This window comes from Stenotrophomonas sp. STEN225, from assembly GCF_056756445.1.
Map to the genome: position 1 here is coordinate 69,606 of NZ_JBRRBV010000015.1, position 22,215 is coordinate 91,820.

A 22,215-nucleotide genomic window follows, 5' to 3' on the forward strand; every position below is an offset into this window, starting at 1 on the left:
TGCGACTCAGCGCTTCTCGTCGGGCCGCCCGCCGATACGACGTCCTTGTGAGTCAACCACTGTTGCCTCCCCGAAGCCCATGGCGCGCACGGGTGCCTCGACACGGGACAGGTCACCCACCACGACCCACGTCAACCTGTCGGCATCCAGCGCGGCAGCAGCGGCCCGGACCTCGTTGAGATCGAGTTGTCGGAGAGCGCTGCTGCGCTGTGTGGTCCAATCGTCTGGCCGGTCGAACCGCACGATGTCTGCGATCTCCGAGGCGACGGCCTCCCGTGTCTCGAAACTGCCCGCCAGACGCCGCACCTGGCTGTCCCGGAAGCGTGCAACCTCGTCCTGTCTGGCAGGCGCCGGTCCGGACGCGTACTCCGCAATCTCGCGCTGAATCTCCGCCATGGCCTCCGCCACGCGGTCGGACTGCACCGGCGCCACCACGCGCCAGGGTCGCGCTATCGGGGCATTGACCGCACTGGAGATCACGCCGTAGGACCAGCCCTTGGCCTCTCGTAGATTCATGTTGAGGCGCGCGCTTGGCGATCCGCCCAGGACGGAATTGGCGACCTCGAAGGCCAACGTCCGGGGGTCTGAACTCGGCGCGACCAGCTGCCCGGCCACCAGGGTGGCCTGCAGAGCGCCAGGGCTGTCGACCAGAAACACCCGTGGCCTCGCCTGCGCGGGCAGGCGGTCGTCGATGCGCACCTCAGGGATCCCACCCGACCCGCGCCAGTCGCCCAGATGCCTCTCAAGGACCGGGATCAGCTCCTGGAGCGTCGTATCCCCGACCACGACAAGCGTGCCCCGCTCCGGTCGGATCCAGGCGCGGTGGAACTCCACGAGGTCATCGCGGCGCAAAGCCTCCACGGAGGCCACGGTGCCGCGTCCGAAGGCTTGCGCGTAAGGGTGATCCAGCCCGAACAGCAATGCAGGGAGAAGGCTCGTGGCCAAGCGCTGCGGGTTGGCCGCGTCCTCTCGAAGGGCGCCCTGCCTGCCCACACGCATGCGCTCCATTGCTGCCGGCTCAAAACGCGGTCGGCGCAACATGTCCGCGTACAGCGCAACCGAATCGTCAAGCGTGTCTCTGAGACCGACCAGGGTCACCGCGCCGCTGCCCACGTCGACACTGGAACCCAGCTCCGCCCCCAGCGATTCAGCGCGCGCCGCGAACGCCAGGGCATCGTAATCCCCTGCCCCCTCCGCCAGCATGCTGAACGCCATGTCTGCCAGACCCGCAGTTGCCGCGGGATCCACCGGGAACTGATACGACATGCGAACAAGCGGGACGTCCTCCCGTCGAGCCAGTATCACGTGGGTGCCGTTCGACAGCGCCGCCCGCTCGATCGCAGGGAATCTCAACTCCGGATAGCTTTCAGGAAACGGCGGCCCTGCGCTGCGATCCACGCCCGGTGCTGCAGCGCGATGGCTTTTGCCTGGGCTTTGCGCGTGGGACACCGCGTCAGCCGGCTCGGCCTCCTCAGCGAACGCAGCGCGGGCACCTGGAATGACCGTCAGGATGTGATCCCCCTGCCCCAGCCAACGGCGAGCGACGCGAACCAGCTGGTCGGGCGCGGCTGCTGCCACCACGTCAGCGGACCGCCGATAACAGCCTGCATCGCCTTCAAATACCTCACAGGCGGCGAGCACTTCTGCCTTGCCGTCCATCCCACCGTTACGCTCGATGCTCTTCACGAACTCGGCCCGCATCGCGGTCCGCGCACGTTGCACCTCATCGAGGGTGGGGCCTTCCTTCAGCAGACGCTGAAGCTCCACCTCGATGGCGGTTTCCACGGCCGACGGGTCGACACCGTCGCGCACGTTGGCGACGATCATGAAGCGCGATCCGAGCTGCCCCCCTGCCTCTGCCGTGACGTCAGTGGCAAGTTGATCGGAGTGCACCAGGCGCTTGCCCAGCCGGGAGGCATTGCCTCCTCCCAGAATGTGAGCCAACACCCGCAGTTGATCAAAGTCCGGCGTCCCACGAGCTGCGATGTTCCATGTGCGGTGAACGCGCGCTTGAGGGACCTGATCGGACAACGTTTCCCGGGTGGTGGAAGCCCGCTTGGCGACGTCCACGGGATCCCTTGTTACGTCGGGCGCCGCTGGGATATGCCCGAAATAGGACTCGACCTTCTTCCTGGCCTCTTCAACGCCGACATCGCCTGACAGCACCAGCACCGCGTTGTTTGGGCCGTACCAGGTCCGGAACCAATCCTGGACGTCGGCAAGCGTGGCCGCCTGCAGATCGCGTGCGGATCCGAAGGTCGAATGATGGTACGGGTGCCCCGGCGGGTAGCTTGAACGGGAGAGCTGCTCCCATACGAGTCCGTAAGGCACGCCGCGCCGCTGCAGCTTCTCGTTCTTGACAATGCCCCGTTCGGTATCCAGCGCCTTCTGATCGATGGCACCCAGCAGATGACCCATGCGATCGGACTCCATCCAGAGCGCCAGGTCCAGCGCCGTCGATGGAACCACCTGCATGTAGTTGGTGCGCTCCGGTGTAACCGTGGCATTGACGTCGGTGGCGCCGACGCGTTGCAGCGGGCCGTAGTAGGCGTCGCGGTAATGCTCGGTGCCGCGGAACATCAAATGCTCGAAGAGGTGCGCAAAACCCGTGCGACCGGCAGGCTCATCACCGGATCCGACCTGATACCACAGGTGAACTGCCACGATGGGGGCCTTCCGGTCGGTGTGCACGATGACACGCAGCCCATTGGGGAGCGTGAAGCGCTCGAAGGGGATGTCCATCGCGTGCGGAGCTGCAGCCGGAGCGTGCGACGCCGCTGCCATGTCGCGCGCCGCCACTGGCACCGTGAAAGCGCCAACTGCCAGCACCATCCAAAGCAGCCTCTTCGCACCACCTACGAAAGCGCCCATGCGTCCATCCCCCGCCAAGTCGTTGCCCATCCGCAAGCCTTGCAACACCACGTTGGCCCACCGGAGTTGTCTGGGGCTGCCAAGGTCCATTCCAGAAAAGCAGGCCTCACCCCTGCCTCTCCGCGCGCAGTGCCGCAATTGCGGATCCGATCTTAACGCCCAAACTGCTCGCAATGCCTGGAGACCATCGCTTGATACTCCGCCATGGGCGCCAGGCCCATTCGAGCGCGACGCTCGTCAAGCGTCTCAGGTGCTTCAACCGCACGTGGCTCCCAACGCCCCGGGTCTGCACAACGCCCCTGCGTTCCATAGCGCTGGGGGTCGTGGGTGCGGTCCCAGAGGTAGGCGTAATTGGACGCTTTGACCTGCCCCGTCGCTACCAAGGGCTCCATGGCTTCCGCAACAGAGCGCTGGAACGCCGGATCCTTGTCGGCATGCTGGGCCAGCAGCCAGGCCGCGTCCGCCCCGTCCTGGCCCACCTGCGCCACGGTCGGCCAGCCATGGGCCGCAACGATCGCCTTCAGCCGAGCGGTGTGCACCGCATCGACGGCACTGAGCACCCTCTCCTCGCCCTCGGTGGTCAGCGGGAGGTCCCGCACCGCCTGATCGGCATCCTTCATCCGCAGGAGCTCACCGCGCAGCTCGGGGTCAGTGGGCGTCCCACCGCTGGCAGCCAGGGGCGCGAAGAGGATTGCAATCACCCACAATGGACCGAATCGCCGCGTCACAGCTCCATCTCCTGCGTGATGTCTCAGCCGATAATGCCCCGTTGGCAGATTTGCCGGTAGGTCGGCTTAAACTTGGTGCGTCGGCGGCGCCGGGCATCTGCCTGCGTCGCAACAACCGTATCCATGGTCGATCCGCTGTGTGCCTGTCGCGCCATCAATGTGATCCTGTTTGAGTCACTGCCGCCGGCGTGGCCCCGGATCGACCGCTACAACCGGTAGGAAGCTCTCTTGCAAACCACTGATTCAAAAGCGAAACCGTCTGCATCGAAGGCCAGTGCAGAGCACACGCCCCTCATGAAGCAGTTCTTCGCAGCGAAGTCCGAGTACCCGGATCTGCTGCTGTTCTTCCGCATGGGCGACTTCTACGAGCTGTTCTACGACGATGCACGCAAGGCTGCACGCCTGCTCGACATCACCCTGACCCAGCGCGGCAGTTCCGGCGGCGCCCCGATTCCGATGGCCGGTGTGCCCGTGCATGCCTACGAAGGCTACCTGGCACGGCTGGTGGCGCTGGGCGAATCCGTGGCGATCTGCGAGCAGATCGGCGACCCGGCCCTGGCCAAGGGGCTGGTCGAGCGCAAGGTGGTCCGCATCGTCACCCCCGGTACGGTCACCGACGAAGCACTGCTCGACGAACGCCGCGACACCCTGCTGATGGCCCTGTCGCGCACCCGGCAGGGCTACGGCCTGGCCTGGGCCGACCTCGCCGGTGGCCGCTTCCTGGTCAACGAGGTCGACACCGACGACGCGCTGGAAGCCGAGCTGGCGCGCCTGGAGCCGGCCGAGCTGCTGGTGCCGGACGAGGAGAACTGGCCGGACTTCCTGCGCCAGCGCAGCGGTGTGCGTCGCCGCGCGCCATGGCTGTTCGATGCGGACAGCGGTCGTCGGCAGCTGCTGGCCTTCTTCAAGCTGCATGACCTGAGCGGCTTCGGCATCGACGACAAGCCACGCGCCACGGCCGCCGCAGGCGCCCTGCTCGGCTATGTCGAAGAAACCCAGAAGCAGCGCCTGCCGCACCTGACCTCGATCGCGATGGAAACCGCCGGCGAGGCGATCGCCATGAACGCCGCGACCCGCCGCCACCTGGAGCTGGATACGCGGGTCGACGGCGATACCCGCAATACCCTGCTGGGCGTGCTCGACAGCACCGTCACGCCGATGGGCGGCCGCCTGCTGCGTCGCTGGCTGCATCGCCCGTTGCGCCTGCGCGAGGTGCTGGTACAGCGCCACCATGCGGTAGCGACGCTGATCGATCGCGGCAGCGATGGCGACATCCGCGAACAGTTCCGTCGCCTGGGTGACCTCGAGCGCATCCTCACCCGCGTCGCCCTGCGCTCGGCACGCCCCCGCGATTTCTCGACACTGCGCGATGGCCTGGGCCTGTTGCCTGCGGTGCGCGACGTGCTGGCGCCACTGGACTCGCCACGCCTGCAGGCGCTGTACGCCGCGCTGGGCGAGCATGACGACTGCGCGCAGCTGCTCGCGCGTGCCATCGCTGAAATGCCGCCGCTGAAACTCAGCGATGGCGGCGTGCTGGCCGATGGCTTCGACGAGGAGCTGGATGAGCTGCGACGCCTGTCCACGAACGCCGACCAGTTCCTGGTCGACCTTGAGCGGCGCGAGCGCGAAAGCAGCGGCATTGCCACACTGAAGGTCGGCTACAACCGTGTGCACGGCTATTACATCGAGATCAGCAAGGGCCAGGCCGACCGCGCACCGGTGCACTACACGCGCCGCCAGACCCTCACCAACGCCGAGCGCTACATCACCGAAGAACTGAAGGCGTTCGAGGACAAGGTACTGTCCGCGCGCGACCGCTCGCTGTCGCGCGAGAAGTTCCTGTATGAGCAGCTGCTGGACACGCTGGGTGCACAGCTGGAGCCGCTGAAGCAGTGTGCCGCCGCGTTGAGCGAACTGGATGTGCTGGCCGCATTCGCCGAGCGCGCGCAGGCACTGGACTGGTCGCGCCCGGAACTGGAAACGGCACCCTGCCTGAAGATCGAGCGCGGCCGTCACCCTGTCGTGGAAGCCGTGCGCGAGCAGCCCTTCGAGCCGAACGATCTGGACCTGCACCCGGACCGCCGGATGCTGGTCATCACCGGCCCGAACATGGGCGGTAAATCCACCTACATGCGGCAGAATGCACTGATCGTGCTTCTGGCCCACATCGGCTCCTTCGTACCGGCCAGCCGCGCCGTGATCGGCCCGATCGACCGCATCCTGACCCGCATCGGCGCCGGCGACGATCTCGCCCGCGGGCAGTCGACCTTCATGGTCGAAATGGCCGAGACCAGCTACATCCTGCATCACGCCAGCCCACATTCGCTGGTGCTGATGGATGAGATCGGCCGCGGCACCTCCACCTATGACGGCCTTGCCCTGGCCGACGCGGTGGCCCGCCACCTCGCCTACGAGAACCGCTGCTACACACTGTTCGCCACCCACTATTTCGAGCTGACCGCGCTGGCCGACGAGCAGTACGAGGGCGGCCGCAGCGGTATCGCCAACGTGCACCTGGATGCGGTCGAGCATGGCGAAGCGCTGGTGTTCATGCACGCTGTGAAGGACGGCCCGGCCAACCGCAGCTTCGGACTGCAGGTGGCCGCGCTGGCCGGCCTGCCTCGATCGACCGTGGCACAGGCGCGGCGGCGCCTGGCCGAACTGGAACAACGGGGCAGCGAGAGCCATGCGGCGGAGCTGGCCCCTCAGGCGCTGGATGCCCCGCAGCAGTTCGGCCTGTTCAATGCCCCGTCCAGCAAGGCGCAGGAGGCGCTGGCCGCCATCGATCCGGACGAACTGACGCCCAAACAGGCGCTGGAAGCGCTGTATCGGCTGAAGTCACTGCTGTAACCGGCATGGGACCGGCGCAACGCCGGCCCCCCTCCCGCCCCCGGTCAGAGCGAGCCTGCGCCCGGCAGCCTTCGCATTTCCGTCGTGCAGGCGGCGTTATGCTCGGGCGGTCCTTCCTTCACAGAACGGAGACCGCCATGAACACCGAATCCCTCGCCGCATCCCTCTTCCAGCAGCTGCAGCAGGGGCAGGGCCTGCAGCAGGTTTCCCAGCAGCTCGGCCTGGACAGCAGCCAGACCACCCAGGCGGTGGGCAGCGCCTTGCCGCTGCTGCTGGGCGCAATGGGCCAGAACGCCAGCGAGCCGCAGGGCGCGCAGTCCCTGCTCAATGCGCTGCAGCGTGACCATCTGGGCAGTGGTGGGGGTGGCGGCTTCGACCTCGGCAGCATCCTCGCCGCAGTGATGGGTGGCGGCGGCAGCGGCGCCACCGATGGGGCCGGCATCCTCGGCCACATCTTCGGTGGCCAGCAGCCGCAGGCCGCGCAGGTGCTTGGCCAGAAGACCGGCCTGGACAGCGGCACCTCCGGCAAGCTGCTGGCGATCCTTGCGCCCATCGTCATGTCCTTCCTGGCCCAGCGCTTCGCCCAGCAGGGCAACGCCAGCGAACTCAGCAGCGCCCTCGGCCAGGAGGCGCAGCAGTCCGGCGGCATCGGCAGCATGCTGGGCGGTGTGCTCGATCAGGACGGCGACGGCCAGTTCGGGGCCAGCGACCTGCTGAAGCTCGGCTCGGGGTTGCTCAAGCGCTGATCGCACACACCCGTACAAGCCCCGGACCTAATAGACAGCCACTATCGCATTGGTTGAATCAATCGAATTTACCGATCCACAGGCGCCACCTAATGTGGGTCGGGCCTCCCCCGATTCCACCTTTCGCCAGTCCACAGGTAGAGACCCATGAAAAGCGAAGCGAAGTGCCCCTTCAACCATGCCGTCGTCGGTGACGCGACGACCAACCGCGACTGGTGGCCGAACCAGCTGCGCGTGGACCTGCTCAACCAGCATTCCGCGCGCTCCAACCCGCTCGATGCCGGCTTTGATTACGCATCGGCGTTCAAGAGCCTGGACTATGCCGCGCTGAAGGCAGACCTGAAAGCACTGATGACGGACTCGCAGGACTGGTGGCCGGCCGATTTCGGTCACTACGGCGGCCTGTTCATCCGCATGGCGTGGCACAGCGCCGGCACCTATCGCATCGGTGATGGCCGCGGTGGCGGCGGCCGCGGCCAGCAGCGCTTCGCTCCGCTCAACAGCTGGCCGGACAACGTCAGCCTGGACAAGGCGCGACGCCTGCTGTGGCCGATCAAGCAGAAGTACGGCCAGGCCATCTCCTGGGCCGACCTGCTTATCCTGACCGGCAATGTCGCGCTGGAGTCGATGGGCTTCAAGACACTGGGCTTCGCCGGTGGCCGTCCCGATACCTGGGAACCGGATCAGGATGTGTACTGGGGCCGCGAAACCACATGGCTGGGCGGTGACGTGCGCTACAAGCACGGCTCCGAAGGCGTGGTGGAATCCCACGGCGTGCTGGTGTCCGATGACGATGCCGATGGCGACGTGCATTCGCGCAAGCTGGAGAACCCGCTGGCCGCAGTGCAGATGGGCCTGATCTATGTGAATCCCGAGGGCCCCGACGGCAATCCTGACCCGGTACTGGCTGCACATGACATCCGTGACACGTTCGGCCGCATGGCGATGGACGATGAAGAAACGGTGGCGCTGATCGCCGGCGGGCACAGCTTCGGCAAGACCCATGGCGCCGGCCCGGCAGACAACGTCGGCAAGGAGCCTGAAGCGGCCGATCTGGAGAGCCAGGGCCTGGGCTGGGCCAACAGCTTCGGCAGCGGCAAGGGCGGCGACACCATCACCAGTGGCCTGGAAGTCACCTGGACCCGTACTCCAGCGCAGTGGAGCCATGACTTCTTCGAGAACCTGTTCAAGTACGAATGGGAACTGACCAAGAGTCCGGCCGGCGCGCATCAATGGGTGGCCAAGGATGCCGAGGCGGTCATTCCCGATGCGCACGACGCCTCGAAGAAGCACCGCCCGACCATGCTGACCACCGATCTGTCGCTGCGCATGGATCCCGCCTACGAAAAGATCTCGCGCCGCTTCCTGGCCGATCCGCAGGCGTTTGCCGATGCGTTCGCGCGCGCCTGGTTCAAGCTGACCCATCGCGACATGGGGCCGCGCGCGCGCTATCTGGGGCCGGAAGTGCCGGCCGAAGAGTTCATCTGGCAGGATCCGCTGCCGGCCGCAAAGCACCCGCTCATCGATGCCAGGGACGTGGCCACCCTGAAGCAGGCGATCGCCGCAAGCGGCCTGAGCGTCCCTGAACTGGTCTCCACGGCCTGGGCATCGGCCTCCACCTTCCGTGGCTCGGACAAGCGGGGCGGCGCCAATGGTGCGCGCATCCGCCTGGCACCGCAGAAGGACTGGCCGGTAAACCAGCCCACCCGTCTGGCCAAGGTGCTGGCCGCGCTGGAAAAGGTGCAGAGCGGGTTCAATGCCGGCAGTGAAAGGCAGGTGTCGCTGGCCGACCTGATCGTGCTGGCCGGTGGCGTGGGCATCGAACAGGCCGCCAAGGCCGGTGGGTACAACATCAGCGTACCGTTCACGCCGGGCCGTACCGACGCCAGCCAGGAGCAGACCGACGTGGAATCGTTCGCGGTGCTGGAACCGGCGGCCGATGGGTTCCGCAACTACCTCAAGGGCGCCTACAGCGTTCCGGGCGAAGCGCTGCTGATCGACCGGGCGCAACTGCTGACGCTGACCGCCCCGGAGCTGACCGTGCTGGTCGGTGGCCTGCGCGTACTGGGTGCCAATGCCGATGGCAGCGCGCACGGCGTCTTCACCGATCGGCCCGGGACACTCAGCAACGACTTCTTCGTCAACCTGCTGGACATGGGCACGCAGTGGAAGGCCACCGGTCGTGAAACCTACGAAGGCCGCAGCCGCAACGACGGCGCCGCACGCTGGACCGCCACCCGTGCTGATCTGGTATTTGGATCCAATGCGGTGCTGCGTGCGCTGGCAGAGGTCTATGGCAGTGCAGACGGCGAGAAGAAGTTCGTGCAGGACTTCGTCGCGGCGTGGACCCGGGTGATGGAGCTGGACCGCTACGACCTGCACGGCTGATCACTGGCAGGCCCGGCGCTGCTGTCGGAAGGCCCACCGGGCATGGCCCGGCGCTACCACTGAAGGGCTCGCCGGGCATGGCCCGGCGCTGCCTTGGGGGCGTTCGCGTTACAGCGCGTCGATGTCGCCCAGCGCGCGGATCAGACGCCGCGCGCGCTTGTCCGGCTTGTGCTCCGGTGGCTGGAAGCCGTCGCGCGCGGCGATGCGCAGTGCGCGCTGCTCGGCGCGCCGTGCCTTCGAGGCCTCGCTCTCGGCATACAGCTGGTGCGCGACCGGGGCAGGCCCGCGCTGGTCGCTCAGGCCCATCACCTGGATCTCGAAATGCTCCTCGCCGCGATCGACCTGCAGGTGCTCACCCACGCGCACCGCGCGCGAGGACTTCGGCCGCTGACCGGCCACGCTGACCTTGCCGGTTTCGATGGCCTGCTTGGCCAGGCTGCGGGTCTTGAAGAAACGGGCCGCCCACAACCAGATGTCCAGACGGACACTGGGCGACAGCGGGGAAAGCTCAGGCATCGGCAGGTACTACTCCGTTCGCTTGTTCAGGGGGCGCGGATTGTCGGGGTCGGTGCGGCAGCCGCTGCCCCCGATCAGGGTCGGTGCTCCGGCAGCGAGATCCTGGCGCTGGCTGCCGACCAGACATTCGGGGCGGTCGGTCGGCCGCACCTGGGTATCGCCCAGCCGGTCTCCCGACGAACATGCGGCCAACAGGCCGCCAATCAAGGCCAACGTCATCGACCTCACCTGCTGTCGTTGATGCATTGCCACATCCCGCGAACCGGCTTGGTGCTAGTGTGCGCCTCCCGGGATTCGATCACCACCCCATGGCCAAAGCGCCGCTTGACCTGACCGCCGGCCCGATCGGCCGCAATCTCCTGCTGTTCTCGCTGCCGATCCTGGCGGGCAACATCGCGCAGTCGCTGAACGGTTCGGTGAACGCGGTATGGGTCGGGCGCTTCCTCGGCGAAGCGGCACTGACTGCCACCGCGAACGCCAACAACATCATGTTCTTCCTGATCGGTTCGGTGTTCGGCTTCGGCATGGCCTCCACCATCCTGATCGGCCAGGCCATCGGTGCACGGGATATCGCCCAGGCACGGCGCGTGGTCGGCACCAGTGCCACGTTCTTCATCGGCCTGTCGGCGATCATCGCCATCGCCGGCTGGTTCATGGCCCATCCGCTGCTGGCGGCGATGGGCACGCCGGCGGCCTCGCTGCCACTGGCCGAGGCCTATCTGCGCATCATCTTCCTGGCAATGCCGACGTTGTATGCCTTTGCCTTCCTCAGCGCCGCGCTGCGCGGTGCCGGTGACTCGCGTACGCCGTTCCGCTTCCTGCTGCTGTCGGTCGTGCTGGACATCGCATTGAATCCGGTACTGATCTTCGGCATGGGGCCGTTCCCGGAGCTGGGCATCGCCGGCTCGGCCTGGGCCACGCTGGTGTCGCAGACCCTCTCGCTGGGCGGCCTGCTGCTGTACATGCGGCACAAGCGCCACACGCTGTGGCTGGGTCGCGCCGACATGCGCCTGTTCAAGCTGGACCTGACCATCCTCAAGGCACTGGTGGTCAAAGGCGTGCCGATGGGCCTGCAGATGGTGCTGATCTCGCTGTCGGTGATCCTGCTGATGACCATGGTCAACCAGTACGGCACCGAAACTGCAGCGGCCTATGGCGCCTCGCTGCAATTGTGGAACTACGTGCAGATGCCGGCGATGGCGATCGGCGCGGCCTGTTCGACGATGGCCGCACAGAACGTGGGTGCCCAGCAGTGGGATCGCGTCCGCGGCACCGCACGCAAGGGCGTGCTGTTCAATTTCCTGCTGACCGGTGCGTTGATCCTGCCGCTGGTGCTGCTGGATCAGTACTCGCTGGCCCTGTTCCTGCCGCAGGGCAGCGAGTCGCTGCAGATCGCGCGCCACCTCAACCATGTGGTGGTCGGCTCGTTCCTGTTCTTCGGCGTGAGCTTCGTGATTTCCGGCGTGGTGCGCTCGACGGGTGCGGTGATTCCACCGCTGCTGATCCTGGCCGCGTCACTGTGGGGCGTGCGCGTTCCGTTCGCCGAACTGCTGCAGCCCTATTGGGGCGCAGATGCGATCTGGTGGAGTTTCCCTGTCAGTTCTCTGGTGTCGATGCTGCTGTCGCTGGCGTACTACCGCTGGGGGGGATGGCGCAAGGCGAAGATGATCAGCACACCCGCGAAGGCCGAGGCGATTGCCACACCGTCGGAGATTCCCGCCTGCCCGCCGTCACCGGTGGCGGACCCGGATGCCGTGACCCGGTAGCGCCGGGCATGGCCCGGCGCTACCGCTTGTTCTTCGCGGCGTTGTGCTTGGCCGCCGCGCGCATCAGGGTCTTGAACGCCGTGGCATCGGGCATGGTGCCTTCATGGATGTCGATCGCGCGCCGCGTGTTGCCTTCCAGGCTGGCGTTGAACAGGCGCTTCGGGTCCGGCAAGGCCGCCCCCTGGGCGAAGGTCAGCTTCACTGCCTGCTTGTAGGTCTCACCGGTGCACAGGATGCCGTGATGCTCCCATACCGGTGTGCCCCGCCATTTCCAGGTTTCCTGCACCTCCGGCAGCGCTTCATGGATCAGCGCCCGAACGCGTGCCAGCGTTTCACCGCGCCAGTCACCCAGTTCCGCGATGCGCGCATCGATCAGTGCGGCCGCGGGTGTTCCGGCGTCGTCGGGGTTCGGTGCATGCGTGGTCATCGTGTGCTCTCGTCGGCGGAACGTCCGGAATGGCGGGCTTACATGCGTTCGCCGGGCAATGCAGCGGCCTGGCGGACCCACTCGAGGAACTGCGCTTCATCCAGCATGCCCTCCTGCGTGATGTGCAGGTAGCGGGTATCGGCGCTTCTGGACGGCTCCGGTGGCATCGGTTGCAGGGCCGCACCGCGGAAAAACGCAACCTTGATGTAACGGGCGAAGCAATGGAAGCTGAGGAACCAGCCGGCATCGGCGGCCACCGCGTACATCGGCGAGTTCCACTTCACCGCCTTGTGCACGCCGGGCACGGCTTGGCCGATCAGTGCGTCGAGGCGTGCGCCGATGGGCTGCTTCCAGTCCGGCATGGCGGCGATGTACGCCTGCACCGGCGCATCACCCTCGCCCTTGGCGATCTGCGGATTTCCCCCGGACAGGAGCCTGGGTGCAGTGGAAGGTGCGGCTCGCTTGGAAGGCATCGCACGGCGCATGCATGGGAATGAAGCCGCAGACTAGCGCCATCGGCAGCCTGCGGTCACGGCGCACTGCGCCATCGCTTCAGTCCGCCAGCGAGGCCAGGAACTGGCGCCATTCGGGCAGCTGTCGTTGGCGTTGAAGCGAGCGCATCAGGAGCGCCATCACCACACCGAACAGGCCGCCCGCCAGCAATCCGGCACCCAGCAGCAGGCCGAGTGGACGCTCACCGCCCTGCCACAGCAGCAGCCACATCAGGGCGCACCAGAACAGGCCGAACAGCAGCCCCTGCACCAGCGCGTTGATGCGGAAACCGGCCAGGATCGGCGGCGGCACAGCGACGCCCATCCGCCACAGCGTCCGATGCAGCAACGGTGCGGACTGCGCGCGCGGCAGCCCCTTGTCGTCCAGCAGACGAAGCGCCGCGCGGATGCGGTCGGGATAGCGCAGGTCGTTCTTGTTCATCGCACGAACCTAGCGGATGCAGGAGCACAAACGCAAACGGCCGCCCGAAGGCGGCCGTCGCGGCAACAACCGGAGTTGTCTATCAGGCCTTTTCGGCCAGACGGGCAGCCTTGGCCTGCGCAGCGGCAGCCAGGTCTTCCTTGATGCGGGCAGCCTTGCCTTCCAGGCCACGCAGGTAGTACAGCTTGCCGGCGCGGACCTTGCCGCGGCGCTTCACTTCGACCGAGTCGATGATGGCGCTGTGGGTCTGGAAGACGCGCTCGACGCCGTAGCCGTGCGAGATCTTGCGGACGGTGAACGAGGAGTTCAGGCCGGCATTCTTGGTGCCGATCACAACGCCTTCGTAGGCCTGCACGCGCTCACGGTTGCCTTCCTTCACCTTCACGTTGACGACAACGGTGTCGCCCTGGCTGAACTTCGGCAGTTCGCGGGTGATCTGGGCGGATTCGAATTCCGCGACGATGGACTTGTTCAGCTTGCTCATGGGTTACACCGATTCTTGTTCGGGTGGGCGTGTCGATTCGACAACGTAGGCTCATGCAGTCACCGGACTGTGCTGCACGTTTGTTTTGGGTACTGCGCACGCCAGCCGGGGCCGGCGGGAATTGGCCATGATAGCCGATAACGCCAGCCCTGCGCTAGGGGCTGGCCTTTTGTTTCCGGGCCTGACGGCCCTGCTCCAGCAGTTTGCGGTCGGTCTTGCCCAGCGCCTGTTCATCCAGCAGGTCCGGGCGCCGCTGGGCGGTACGGACCAGGGACTGCTGGCGGCGCCAGGCGGCGATGGCCGCGTGGTTGCCCGAGCGCAGCACCTCCGGCACGTCACCCAGCGGGTGCTGGGCCGGCTGGCTGTAATGCGGGCAGTCGAGCAGGCCGAGGTCGCCCTCGAAGCTGTCCTGTGCCGCCGATTCAGCGTCGTTCAGGGCCCCCTCCTGCAGGCGGGCCACGGCGTCGATGATGACCGCTGCGCCCAGCTCGCCGCCGGACAGCACGTAGTCGCCGAGGGAAATCTCCTCGTCGACATTGGCTTCCAGGAAGCGCTCGTCGATGCCCTCGTAGCGCCCACAGAGCAGGACCATGCGCGGCAGCGCCGCCAGTTCACGGACCTTGGCCTGGGTCAACGGCGCCCCCTGCGGGCTGAGGTAGATCACCCTGGCCGGGGTCGGATCGGCATTGCGGATCGCCTGCAGGCAGGCCTGCAGCGGTTCGATCAGCATCACCATGCCCGGGCCACCGCCGAAGGGACGGTCGTCCACCCGGCGGTAGTTGCCTTCGGCGTAATCACGGGGATTCCAGCCGTGAAGGCTGAACAACCCTTTCTCCTGCGCGCGTCCGACCACGCCCAGTCCAGCAGACTGGGCGAGGAACTCGGGGAACAGGGTGATGACGTCGAAACGCATGCTCAGAACTCGGGATCCCAGTCGACCACGACCAGGTTCGCCTCGAAGTCCACCGAAACGACGAAGTCCGGCAGCACGAACGGGATCATCCGCTCGCGGTCGCCACGGACCACCACCACGTCGTTGGCACCGGTGCTGAACAGGTGCGAGACCTGGCCCAGGGCAACGCCCTCGGTCGTCTTCACGTCCAGGCCTTCCAGGTCGACCCAGTAATATTCATCCGGATTCGGCGGCGGCAGCGCGCTGCGCGGCACGTAGATCTCGGTGCCACGCATGGCTTCGACCGCGTCACGGTCCTCGACGCCGGGGAAACGCGCGACCAGGTGCTTGCCGCTGTCGCGACCCCGCACACCTTCAATCGTGGTTTCCACGCCGGACGGACTGCGCACGATCCATGGCTGGTAACGGAAAATGGCGGAACGTGGCTCGGTCCAGGACTCGAGCTTGATCTCGCCGCGCACACCAAAAGCGCCGACAATCCTGCCCAGCAGGATGCGGCGCTCGATATCTTTCATCTGCTTCAACCAGGAGGGCCACGCCGGAGCGTGGCCCGTCAGGATCAGGCCGCAGCGGCCTGGGACTTGGTCGCTTCCTTGATCAGGTTGCGGACCTTGTCGGTCGGCTGGGCGCCGTTCTTGACCCAATGGTCAACGCGGGCCAGATCCAGCTCGATGCGCTTCTCGGCGCCCTGGGCGACCGGGTTGTAGAAGCCAACGCGCTCGATGTTGCGGCCGTCGCGCGCGCTGCGCACGTCGGTGACGATGATGTGGTAGAACGGACGCTTCTTGGCGCCGCCGCGGGTCAGTCGAATCTTGACCATGGTGTGTTTTTCCTATTGCCCAGTCGCCAGGATGGCGAGGTAAGCGGGCGATTATAGCGGCAGAGCGTGGCCGAGCCAACCCCATGCGTCACGGTAGCGCCGGGCCATGCCCGGCGGCCGGCAGGCCATGCATCCGTTCAGGAAAGCGGTTGCCACGGCACGCCGGCCAGTACCGCCCTGCCCTGTTCAGCCAACGCCAGCGAGCCGGTCAGGGCCCGCCCATCAATGCTCTGCAGCGCCCAGAGTCCGCTGGCGTTGCAGGCAAACGCAGCCTGCACTCCATGCAGGGCGCCTGCCGGCAGGGGCCGGCACACCTGCGGTCCGTTCCAATGCGCACGCAGCAGGGCCTCTGCGGTACCCCGCAGCGCGGCGGCGCGTGGCCAGATCAGCTGGTGCCCATCATGCACGGCCACGTTCCAGGTCGTGCCCTCGCTGACGTGCCCCTGCGTGTCCACGAAAAGCGCGTCGTCAAACCCGTCGGCCATCGCCGCGCGCCGCTGCGCGAACAGGCCGAACGTGCCGACGTGCTTGATCTGCGGCAGCTCCCGCTGCCAGGTGACGCTGCGCACGCGCCGCGGCGCGGACAGCGATACCGGCGCGGATACCGCCACCAGCACATCGACCGCCACGCGGGCCAGTGGATCGCGAAAGTCGAAGTGACGCGAGAACACCGTCACCCGCAGCGAGGCGTCGGCAAGACCGGTCCTCTGCAGCGCCTGCGCCATCCAGCCCCGCACCTGCGCCGTGTCCAGCTCGCTGCCGAACAGTTCACGTGTGGCCTGCAACAGTCGAGCCAGATGCAGGTCCAATCCCTGCACTGCTCCGCCACGCACCTGCAGCGAGGTGAAGTGACCGTAATTCACCAGCGCCGGCAGCAGATCCTCCACCTGCGCCGGCTGGCCGTTGCAGGTCAGCATCATCGCAGCAGCGCCTGCGCCTGTTCCCACATGCCGCGCAGCACGTCGGCGGCCGGCTGGGCCGGCGCCATCCACGCCGCTTGCCCGGCCCAGGCCTGCATCGCCGCCAGCCGGTTCTCGCGTGTGGCCTGCGCGCGCATCGGCCCGGTCAGCCCGCGCTGTACCGGATACGGCCGTGGAGCCGGCGCACCGGCCGCCGCAGCGGCGCGTACATAGGGCGTTGCCAGGCCGCGGCCCAGTCGGCCACTGAACGCACGCGTCGGCCAGGTATCCTCCGGTTCCGTGATCGCCAGCGCGTCGGCCCAGGCCGGCGCCAGTGCTGCCTCCGGTGTGCGCAGGAACGCGGTGCCGATCTGCACCGCGCTGGCACCCAGCGTCAATGCCGCGGCGATGCCACGCCCGTCGGCGATGCCACCGGCCGCGATCACCGGAATTTGAAGATGGTCCGCAAGCCGCGGCAGCAGTGCGAACAGGCCGACCAGCTGGCGCTCGGCCAGCGCCGGATCGAAGGCCCCGCGATGGCCACCGGCTTCAGCCCCCTGTGCCACCACCGCATCGGCCCCGGCGTCCTGTGCAGCCCGCGCTTCGGCCAGCGTGGTGGCACAGGCGATCCAGGCAATGCCGGCGTCCTTCAACCGCTGCACATGCGCGGGGGAAAGCACGCCCATGATGGTCGAGGCCACCGCCGGGCGCGCGGCCAGCAACGCAGCGAACTGGTCTTCGAAATCGGCTGGCGTGGCATCGGCCGCACTGGCCGGCACCTCCGGTCCCCACTGCGCGAGGAAGGCACGGCTGGCGGATTCGGCGACCACGTCGCGCGTCGGCGCCGGGTCCGGCAACCACAGGTTCACCTGCGCCGGGCCGGTGGAAATGGCCCGGAACTCATCCATCCACCGCCCGATATCGGCGGCCGAGGAGAGCACCGCGCCCATTGCGCCCATGCTGCCGGCATTGGCCAGCGCCGCCGACAACGGCACCGGACAGGCACCGGCCATGGGGGCGAGGAGGATCGGAAGCTGCAATGAAAAACGCCGACAGAAGGCGTCGGCGCGTTCAAGAATCGGCGATGCGTTCACGCGACATACCTGCGGGAGAGGTCGCCGCCCAGCATACGCCAGTCGTTGCAGGCGGGGTCGGATCCGAACAGGTTCCGCCCCCGATGTTGATCAACGGAACGGCAGGCCGCGGCCACCCATGGCGCCCATCATGCCCTTCATGCTGCGCATCATGCCCTTCATGCCGCCGCCGGCCATTTTGCTCATCATCTTTTCCATCTGCATGTACTGCTTCATGAGCTTGTTGACGTCGGCCGGAGTCACGCCCGAGCCCTTGGCGATGCGCGCGCGGCGCGAGCCGTTGAGCAGGTTCGGGTTGCGCCGTTCCTTCTTGGTCATCGAACTGATGATGGCGATCATGCGTGGCACTTCCTTGCCCTGGCTGACCTGCTGCTTGAGGTGGTCCGGGATGTTGCCCAGGCCCGGCAGCTTGTCCATCAGGCCGCCGATGCCGCCCATGTTCTGCATCTGCTCCAGCTGGTCGCGCATGTCGTTCAGGTCGAACTTCTTGCCCTTGGCGACCTTCTCGGCCAGCTTGGCCGCCTTGTCCTTGTCGACCTGCTGCTCTACCTGCTCGACCAGCGACAGCACATCGCCCATGTCCAGGATGCGGCTGGCGATGCGGTCCGGATGGAACACATCCAGGCCGTCCGGCTTTTCGCTGACACCGACGAACTTGATCGGCTTGCCGGTGATGTAGCGCACACTCAGGGCGGCACCGCCACGGGCGTCACCGTCGGTCTTGGTCAGCACCACGCCGGTCAGCGGCAGCGCATCCCCGAAGGCCTTGGCGGTGTTGGCCGCGTCCTGGCCGGTCATGGCATCGACCACGAACAGAGTCTCGGCCGGGTTGACCGCTGCGTGCAGGGCCTTGATCTCGGCCATCATCGCTTCGTCGATGGCCAGGCGGCCGGCGGTATCGACCAGCAGCACGTCGACGAACGACTTGCGCGCATCGTCGATGGCGGCGCGGACGATGGCTTCCGGCTTCTGGTCGGCGCTGGACGGGAAGAACAGCACGCCGACCTGTTCGGCCAGGGTCTTCAGCTGCTCGATCGCCGCCGGACGGTAGACGTCGGCCGAGACCACCATCACCTTCTTCTTGCGCTTTTCCTTCAGGTGCTTGGCCAGCTTGCCCACGGTCGTGGTCTTGCCGGCGCCCTGCAGGCCCGCCATCAGGATGATGGCCGGCGCCGGCACGTTGAGGTTCAGGTCGCTGGCTTCAGCGCCCATCACCGCGGTCAGCTCGTCGCGGACGACCTTGATCAGCGCCTGGCCGGGGGTCAGCGACTTCAATACTTCCTGGCCAACGGCGCGCACCTTGATGCGCTCGATCAGCGCCTGTACCACCGGCAGCGCGACATCGGCCTCGAGCAGCGCGATGCGGACCTCACGGGTGGCCTCGCGGATGTTCTCCTCGGTCAGGCGGCCACGGCCGCGCAGGCGCTCGATGGTGCCGGAAAGGCGCTGGGTCAGGGACTCGAACATGCGGTGCGACCTGTCTGAAAACGGGGGACAATAAGGCACACAGTATAGCCGGTCCGCCCCTGCTCCCGGGCTGCGACACGGCGGCCGTCGCCAGCACCCCGGGGGTATGCGAAACTGCCACGATGACAATCGTTCTCATCGCCGTCCTGCTCTACCTGGCCGCCAGCGTCCTGCTGGTGCGCGCGCTCGGCCGCGATGGTGCCGTAGGTTCGCCCGCCTGGCTGTGGCCGGCGCTGCCAGCCATCGTGCTGCATGGCGGCTATCACGTGATGGTGGCGATGCGCACGAACGGCGGGCCGGACATGCATTTCTTCGCGGCGCTGTCGCTGGTCGGCCTGGGCATGGCCTGGCTGACGTCGCTGGTGGGTGCACGCGGCCGCATGTCCGCGCTGGGCGTGGTGGTGTTTCCGCTCGCGGCACTGTTGCTGCTGGCCTATCACGGCTATGGCCACGAGCCGAGCAAGGTGCTGGGCTGGCGGTTGGCCAGCCATGCCTGGCTGGCCCTGCTGGCCTACGCCACGCTGAGCATCGCGGCATTGCTGGCGATCATGCTGTGGCTGCAGGAACGCGCGCTGCGCCGCCGCGAATTCCGGCCCTGGCTGCACGCCCTGCCCCCGCTGGCCGATCTGGAAGCGCTGCTGTTCCGGGTCATCGCGGTGGGCTTCGCCCTGCTCACGCTGACCCTGGTCACCGGCGTCCTGTTCGTCGATGACCTGCTTGCACAGAAGCTGGTGCACAAGACCGTACTGAGCGTGCTGTCGTGGATCGTTTTCGGCGTGCTGCTGATCGGCCGCCGCCGCTACGGCTGGCGCGGGGTGAAGGCGGTGCACTGGACATTGACGGCCATGCTGTTGCTGCTGCTGGCCTTCTTCGGCAGCCAGTTCGCGATCGAGCTGGTGTTCGGACACTCCCGTTGATCGGATGACAGGTCCGCCGGGCATCGCCCGGCGGCGCAGAGCAGTGGCGCCGGGCCATGCCCCGGCGAGCGAGGCGTGCCTACAGGCCGTACCGCTCGATCACGTCAAGATGCGGCTGGCGATCCTGGTCGCAGGCTTCGGCCAGGCGCAGCCAGCACAGCGGATGTGCCCAGCCGGCGGTGGCCTGCTGCAGGAACCGGTGCAGCGCGAGCGGTGCGTGATCCTGAGGCTGGGCGATGGTGAACAGCAGCCCCGGCAGCGTGCCATCCTCGGCCTCCGGGTCGGTCACGGTGTAGTCGGGACGGCTGTGGGCCCAGATTTTCCAGCCCTGCGCCTCAACCGCCTCGACCAGGGCATTCCAGGCGTCCTCACCCGGATGGGCGCCGTCGATCAGCCAGCTGCGGGCGAAGCCGCCACGCTCCAGCACATGCACCTGTGCGTAGGTCGGGATGAAGTGCTCGCGTGCCTCCTCGTCTTCCGGTGCCGGATGCACCAGCGCCGCGTCGAACACCACCCAGTCACCCACCTGCTGGGCGCGGTTGGCCGGCGCGTTCTCGACGATGCGGGCGGTCACCGGGCCACTGCGCCGGGCGTAGTACTCCATCGGCTCGCCCTCTTCCTCGCTGCGGATGATCACCCAGCCCCACGGCTCTTCGACCACACCCTCGGTGCTGGACAGTTCCATGCCGATCGCCGCCGCCGACCGCCGCACGGCGTCCCAGTCATGCGCGGCGCTGGCGGCACTCATGTGGTCCCAATGCGCGGCATTGGGCTCCTCCAGCAGTTCGATCAGCTGCGCGTAGCAGGCCTGGGCATCGCTGAAGCGTCCGGTCTCCATGTACATGCGGGCCAGCGTGCCACGCGCGCCATGCGATCCCGGCGACAGCTCCAGCAGTGCCTTTGCGGCCAGCTCCAACGCCGGCCAGTCGGACACCCGGCGCGCGCGCTGCACCTCGCACCAGTGGGCGAACACCGGCACGCTGTCGCGGAACACATCCGCCAACCGGCGCAGGCCCGCGTCATCGCCCTGTTCGGCCAGCCACCGCATCAGCGTGTAGGCCGCGGCACCATCGTGCTGCGGATGCGCCGCCACGAAGTCCCACAGCAGTGTGCGTGCTTCGGCCTGCGCGCCGCAGGCATTGAGCGCCGAAGCCGCCGTGTCGGCCAACGGCTCATCATCGGGACACTGTGCGTGGGCCTGCAGCAACCATTGCGCCTCCTGCTCGGGATCGCGCGAGTGGTTCTGCTCCCCGCGCGCTTCCAGCCACGCCAGCAGCTCCGTGGCCGGCACCGGCAACGGCGCGACCTCCGGCAGGCTTTCCACGCGTGCAGCCAGGGCGGCCACCAGCGCGGACGCGCCGCGGTCCTGGCGCAGCTGCGGAAGGTGGGCACGGGCCAGGCCCAGCTGCCGCTGCGCCACCCAGCGCGCGCCCCGCTGCAGCGCCAGCTCCAGGCTGAGTGCAGCCACCTCGATCAACAGCCGGTGCGAACCGACGCGGGCGAAATGTTCGATGATGGTGTTGAAGCGCGTACCCAGGTCCCAGGTGTTGCGCGCCGGATCGCGCCGGCACAGCGCAGCGGCGGTGTTCGCCCACAGTCGCCAGTAGTTCGGCGTCAGTTCGCTCCACGGCACCATCTGCTGCAGCGCTTCTTCGTCGCGGCCCAGCTGTGCCAGCGCCCAGGCCTTGGACAGGCGGCGCGGCACGGTGCAGTTGGCCGGCTCATACTCGCCCGACGCGACCACCTCGGCCTCCCGCTTTTCGATCAGCGCCAGCGCTTCCTCAGCGCGGCCCAGGCCCAGAAGGATCTTGATCTGCATCTCCGGGAAGCTGTCGAACACCTCCTTGCCGCAGGCCTCGATCGCGTCGGCCTGTGCCTGCAGGTAATCCAGCGCCTCCTGGCCCCGATCGTCGTCCAGCAGCGCGTCCGCCTTCTCGCAGCTCAGGCACTGGAAGCAGGCCCAGCTCGGATCGATGCGTGCCAGGGTCTCGTCGCAGACCTCGACCCGTTCGGGCACCCAGCCGGGGCCGTCGATGTTGCCGTAGCAGGCGGCCAGATCCTGGGTCACGCAGATCGACTGCGGGCACTCCAGGGTGTCCTCGCGATGCGCACGCTCGAACAGCGCGACCGCCTCGCCCAGTGCACTTTCACCTTCGACGCGGTTGCCCACGCGGTTGCGCAGCGCCCAGTGGCCGACGTAGACATCGACCCAGGGATTGTCCAGCGCCTTGCCCAGCGCACGCGCCTCGGGCAACAGCGCATCGACGCGGTCGACCTGCAGCTCGCTGACGTCGTCTGCAAGGCGGTTCAGCAGGTGCGCGTTCTGCGCCTGCCCGGCCTGGCGCAGGTCGCCCTGCAGTTTTTCTACCCAGTTCCAGATGTCCATGAGGGAATTA

The 22,215-nt window shown here is 67.3% G+C and carries 20 protein-coding genes; 5 read left to right on the forward strand and 15 right to left on the reverse strand.

The window, feature by feature from the left end:
• Nucleotides 1–6 precede the first annotated feature (6 nt).
• Nucleotides 7–2,832: a M16 family metallopeptidase gene (locus ACVOJ1_RS14685; RefSeq protein WP_346480576.1), complete on the reverse strand. Its 2,826-nt coding sequence runs from the start codon at nt 2,830–2,832 to the stop codon at nt 7–9.
• 191 nt (nt 2,833–3,023) lie between these two features.
• Complete coding sequence (locus tag ACVOJ1_RS14690; protein ID WP_346480577.1) at nt 3,024–3,599, reverse strand: DUF6624 domain-containing protein; 576 nt, start codon at nt 3,597–3,599, stop codon at nt 3,024–3,026.
• Nucleotides 3,600–3,893: 294 nt separating this feature from the next.
• Here ACVOJ1_RS14690 and mutS point away from each other — a divergent pair, with 294 nt between their 5' ends.
• The 3 genes from mutS to katG all read left to right on the forward strand — a co-directional run bounded on the left by mutS (nt 3,894) and on the right by katG (nt 9,583).
• Entirely contained in the window at nt 3,894–6,449 is a 2,556-nt protein-coding gene (gene mutS / locus ACVOJ1_RS14695) for a DNA mismatch repair protein MutS (protein WP_253119072.1), read from the forward strand.
• A 137-nt stretch (nt 6,450–6,586) separates the two neighbouring features.
• Nucleotides 6,587–7,195, forward strand: coding sequence for a DUF937 domain-containing protein (locus tag ACVOJ1_RS14700; RefSeq protein WP_346480578.1), 609 nt, complete (start codon nt 6,587–6,589; stop codon nt 7,193–7,195).
• A gap of 147 nt (nt 7,196–7,342) precedes the next feature.
• Nucleotides 7,343–9,583, forward strand: a complete 2,241-nt coding sequence (katG, locus tag ACVOJ1_RS14705; protein ID WP_283219447.1) for a catalase/peroxidase HPI — start codon at nt 7,343–7,345, stop codon at nt 9,581–9,583.
• A gap of 108 nt (nt 9,584–9,691) precedes the next feature.
• Here the strand turns inward: katG and ACVOJ1_RS14710 are convergent, their stop codons facing one another.
• Nucleotides 9,692–10,099, reverse strand: a complete 408-nt coding sequence (locus ACVOJ1_RS14710; protein WP_053518953.1) for an RNA-binding S4 domain-containing protein — start codon at nt 10,097–10,099, stop codon at nt 9,692–9,694.
• A 9-nt stretch (nt 10,100–10,108) separates the two neighbouring features.
• Nucleotides 10,109–10,345, reverse strand: a complete 237-nt coding sequence (locus ACVOJ1_RS14715; protein ID WP_053518955.1) for a hypothetical protein — start codon at nt 10,343–10,345, stop codon at nt 10,109–10,111.
• A 62-nt stretch (nt 10,346–10,407) separates the two neighbouring features.
• Between ACVOJ1_RS14715 and ACVOJ1_RS14720 the strand changes: the two genes are divergently transcribed.
• Nucleotides 10,408–11,865: an MATE family efflux transporter gene (locus tag ACVOJ1_RS14720; RefSeq protein ID WP_053518957.1), complete on the forward strand. Its 1,458-nt coding sequence runs from the start codon at nt 10,408–10,410 to the stop codon at nt 11,863–11,865.
• Nucleotides 11,866–11,884: 19 nt separating this feature from the next.
• On the opposite strand, the gene ACVOJ1_RS14725 is transcribed toward ACVOJ1_RS14720, so the two are convergent.
• From ACVOJ1_RS14725 to ffh, 10 genes are all read right to left on the reverse strand, one after another.
• Nucleotides 11,885–12,292: a DUF1801 domain-containing protein gene (locus ACVOJ1_RS14725; RefSeq protein ID WP_053518959.1), complete on the reverse strand. Its 408-nt coding sequence runs from the start codon at nt 12,290–12,292 to the stop codon at nt 11,885–11,887.
• A gap of 38 nt (nt 12,293–12,330) precedes the next feature.
• Nucleotides 12,331–12,765 carry a DUF1801 domain-containing protein gene (locus tag ACVOJ1_RS14730; protein WP_053518995.1) on the reverse strand — a complete coding sequence of 145 codons (435 nt, stop codon included), beginning with the start codon at nt 12,763–12,765 and terminating at the stop codon, nt 12,331–12,333.
• A gap of 79 nt (nt 12,766–12,844) precedes the next feature.
• Nucleotides 12,845–13,225: a DUF6404 family protein gene (locus ACVOJ1_RS14735; RefSeq protein WP_053518961.1), complete on the reverse strand. Its 381-nt coding sequence runs from the start codon at nt 13,223–13,225 to the stop codon at nt 12,845–12,847.
• A gap of 82 nt (nt 13,226–13,307) precedes the next feature.
• Nucleotides 13,308–13,709 carry a 50S ribosomal protein L19 gene (gene rplS / locus ACVOJ1_RS14740; protein ID WP_053518963.1) on the reverse strand — a complete coding sequence of 134 codons (402 nt, stop codon included), beginning with the start codon at nt 13,707–13,709 and terminating at the stop codon, nt 13,308–13,310.
• A 154-nt stretch (nt 13,710–13,863) separates the two neighbouring features.
• Entirely contained in the window at nt 13,864–14,622 is a 759-nt protein-coding gene (trmD, locus tag ACVOJ1_RS14745) for a tRNA (guanosine(37)-N1)-methyltransferase TrmD (protein WP_053518966.1), read from the reverse strand.
• 2 nt (nt 14,623–14,624) lie between these two features.
• Nucleotides 14,625–15,137, reverse strand: a complete 513-nt coding sequence (gene rimM / locus ACVOJ1_RS14750) for a ribosome maturation factor RimM (RefSeq protein ID WP_053518968.1) — start codon at nt 15,135–15,137, stop codon at nt 14,625–14,627.
• A gap of 44 nt (nt 15,138–15,181) precedes the next feature.
• Nucleotides 15,182–15,442 (reverse strand): 30S ribosomal protein S16, encoded by a 261-nt coding sequence (rpsP, locus tag ACVOJ1_RS14755; RefSeq protein ID WP_005415733.1) that lies wholly within the window; start codon nt 15,440–15,442, stop codon nt 15,182–15,184.
• A gap of 137 nt (nt 15,443–15,579) precedes the next feature.
• Entirely contained in the window at nt 15,580–16,362 is a 783-nt protein-coding gene (locus ACVOJ1_RS14760; RefSeq protein ID WP_346480579.1) for an aminotransferase class IV family protein, read from the reverse strand.
• Nucleotides 16,359–17,435 (reverse strand): NAD(P)H-dependent flavin oxidoreductase, encoded by a 1,077-nt coding sequence (locus ACVOJ1_RS14765; protein ID WP_111186816.1) that lies wholly within the window; start codon nt 17,433–17,435, stop codon nt 16,359–16,361. Before ACVOJ1_RS14765 ends, ACVOJ1_RS14760 begins: the two co-directional genes overlap by 4 nt.
• A 90-nt stretch (nt 17,436–17,525) precedes the next feature.
• Nucleotides 17,526–18,902, reverse strand: coding sequence for a signal recognition particle protein (ffh, locus tag ACVOJ1_RS14770; protein ID WP_346480580.1), 1,377 nt, complete (start codon nt 18,900–18,902; stop codon nt 17,526–17,528).
• A gap of 122 nt (nt 18,903–19,024) precedes the next feature.
• Here ffh and ACVOJ1_RS14775 point away from each other — a divergent pair, with 122 nt between their 5' ends.
• On the forward strand, nt 19,025–19,819 hold the full coding sequence (locus tag ACVOJ1_RS14775; RefSeq protein ID WP_346475529.1) for a cytochrome C assembly family protein: 795 nt from the start codon (nt 19,025–19,027) through the stop codon (nt 19,817–19,819).
• A 79-nt stretch (nt 19,820–19,898) separates the two neighbouring features.
• Here ACVOJ1_RS14775 and ACVOJ1_RS14780 read toward each other — a convergent pair whose 3' ends face one another.
• Nucleotides 19,899–22,205 carry a tetratricopeptide repeat protein gene (locus tag ACVOJ1_RS14780; protein WP_263177827.1) on the reverse strand — a complete coding sequence of 769 codons (2,307 nt, stop codon included), beginning with the start codon at nt 22,203–22,205 and terminating at the stop codon, nt 19,899–19,901.
• Nucleotides 22,206–22,215 lie beyond the last annotated feature (10 nt).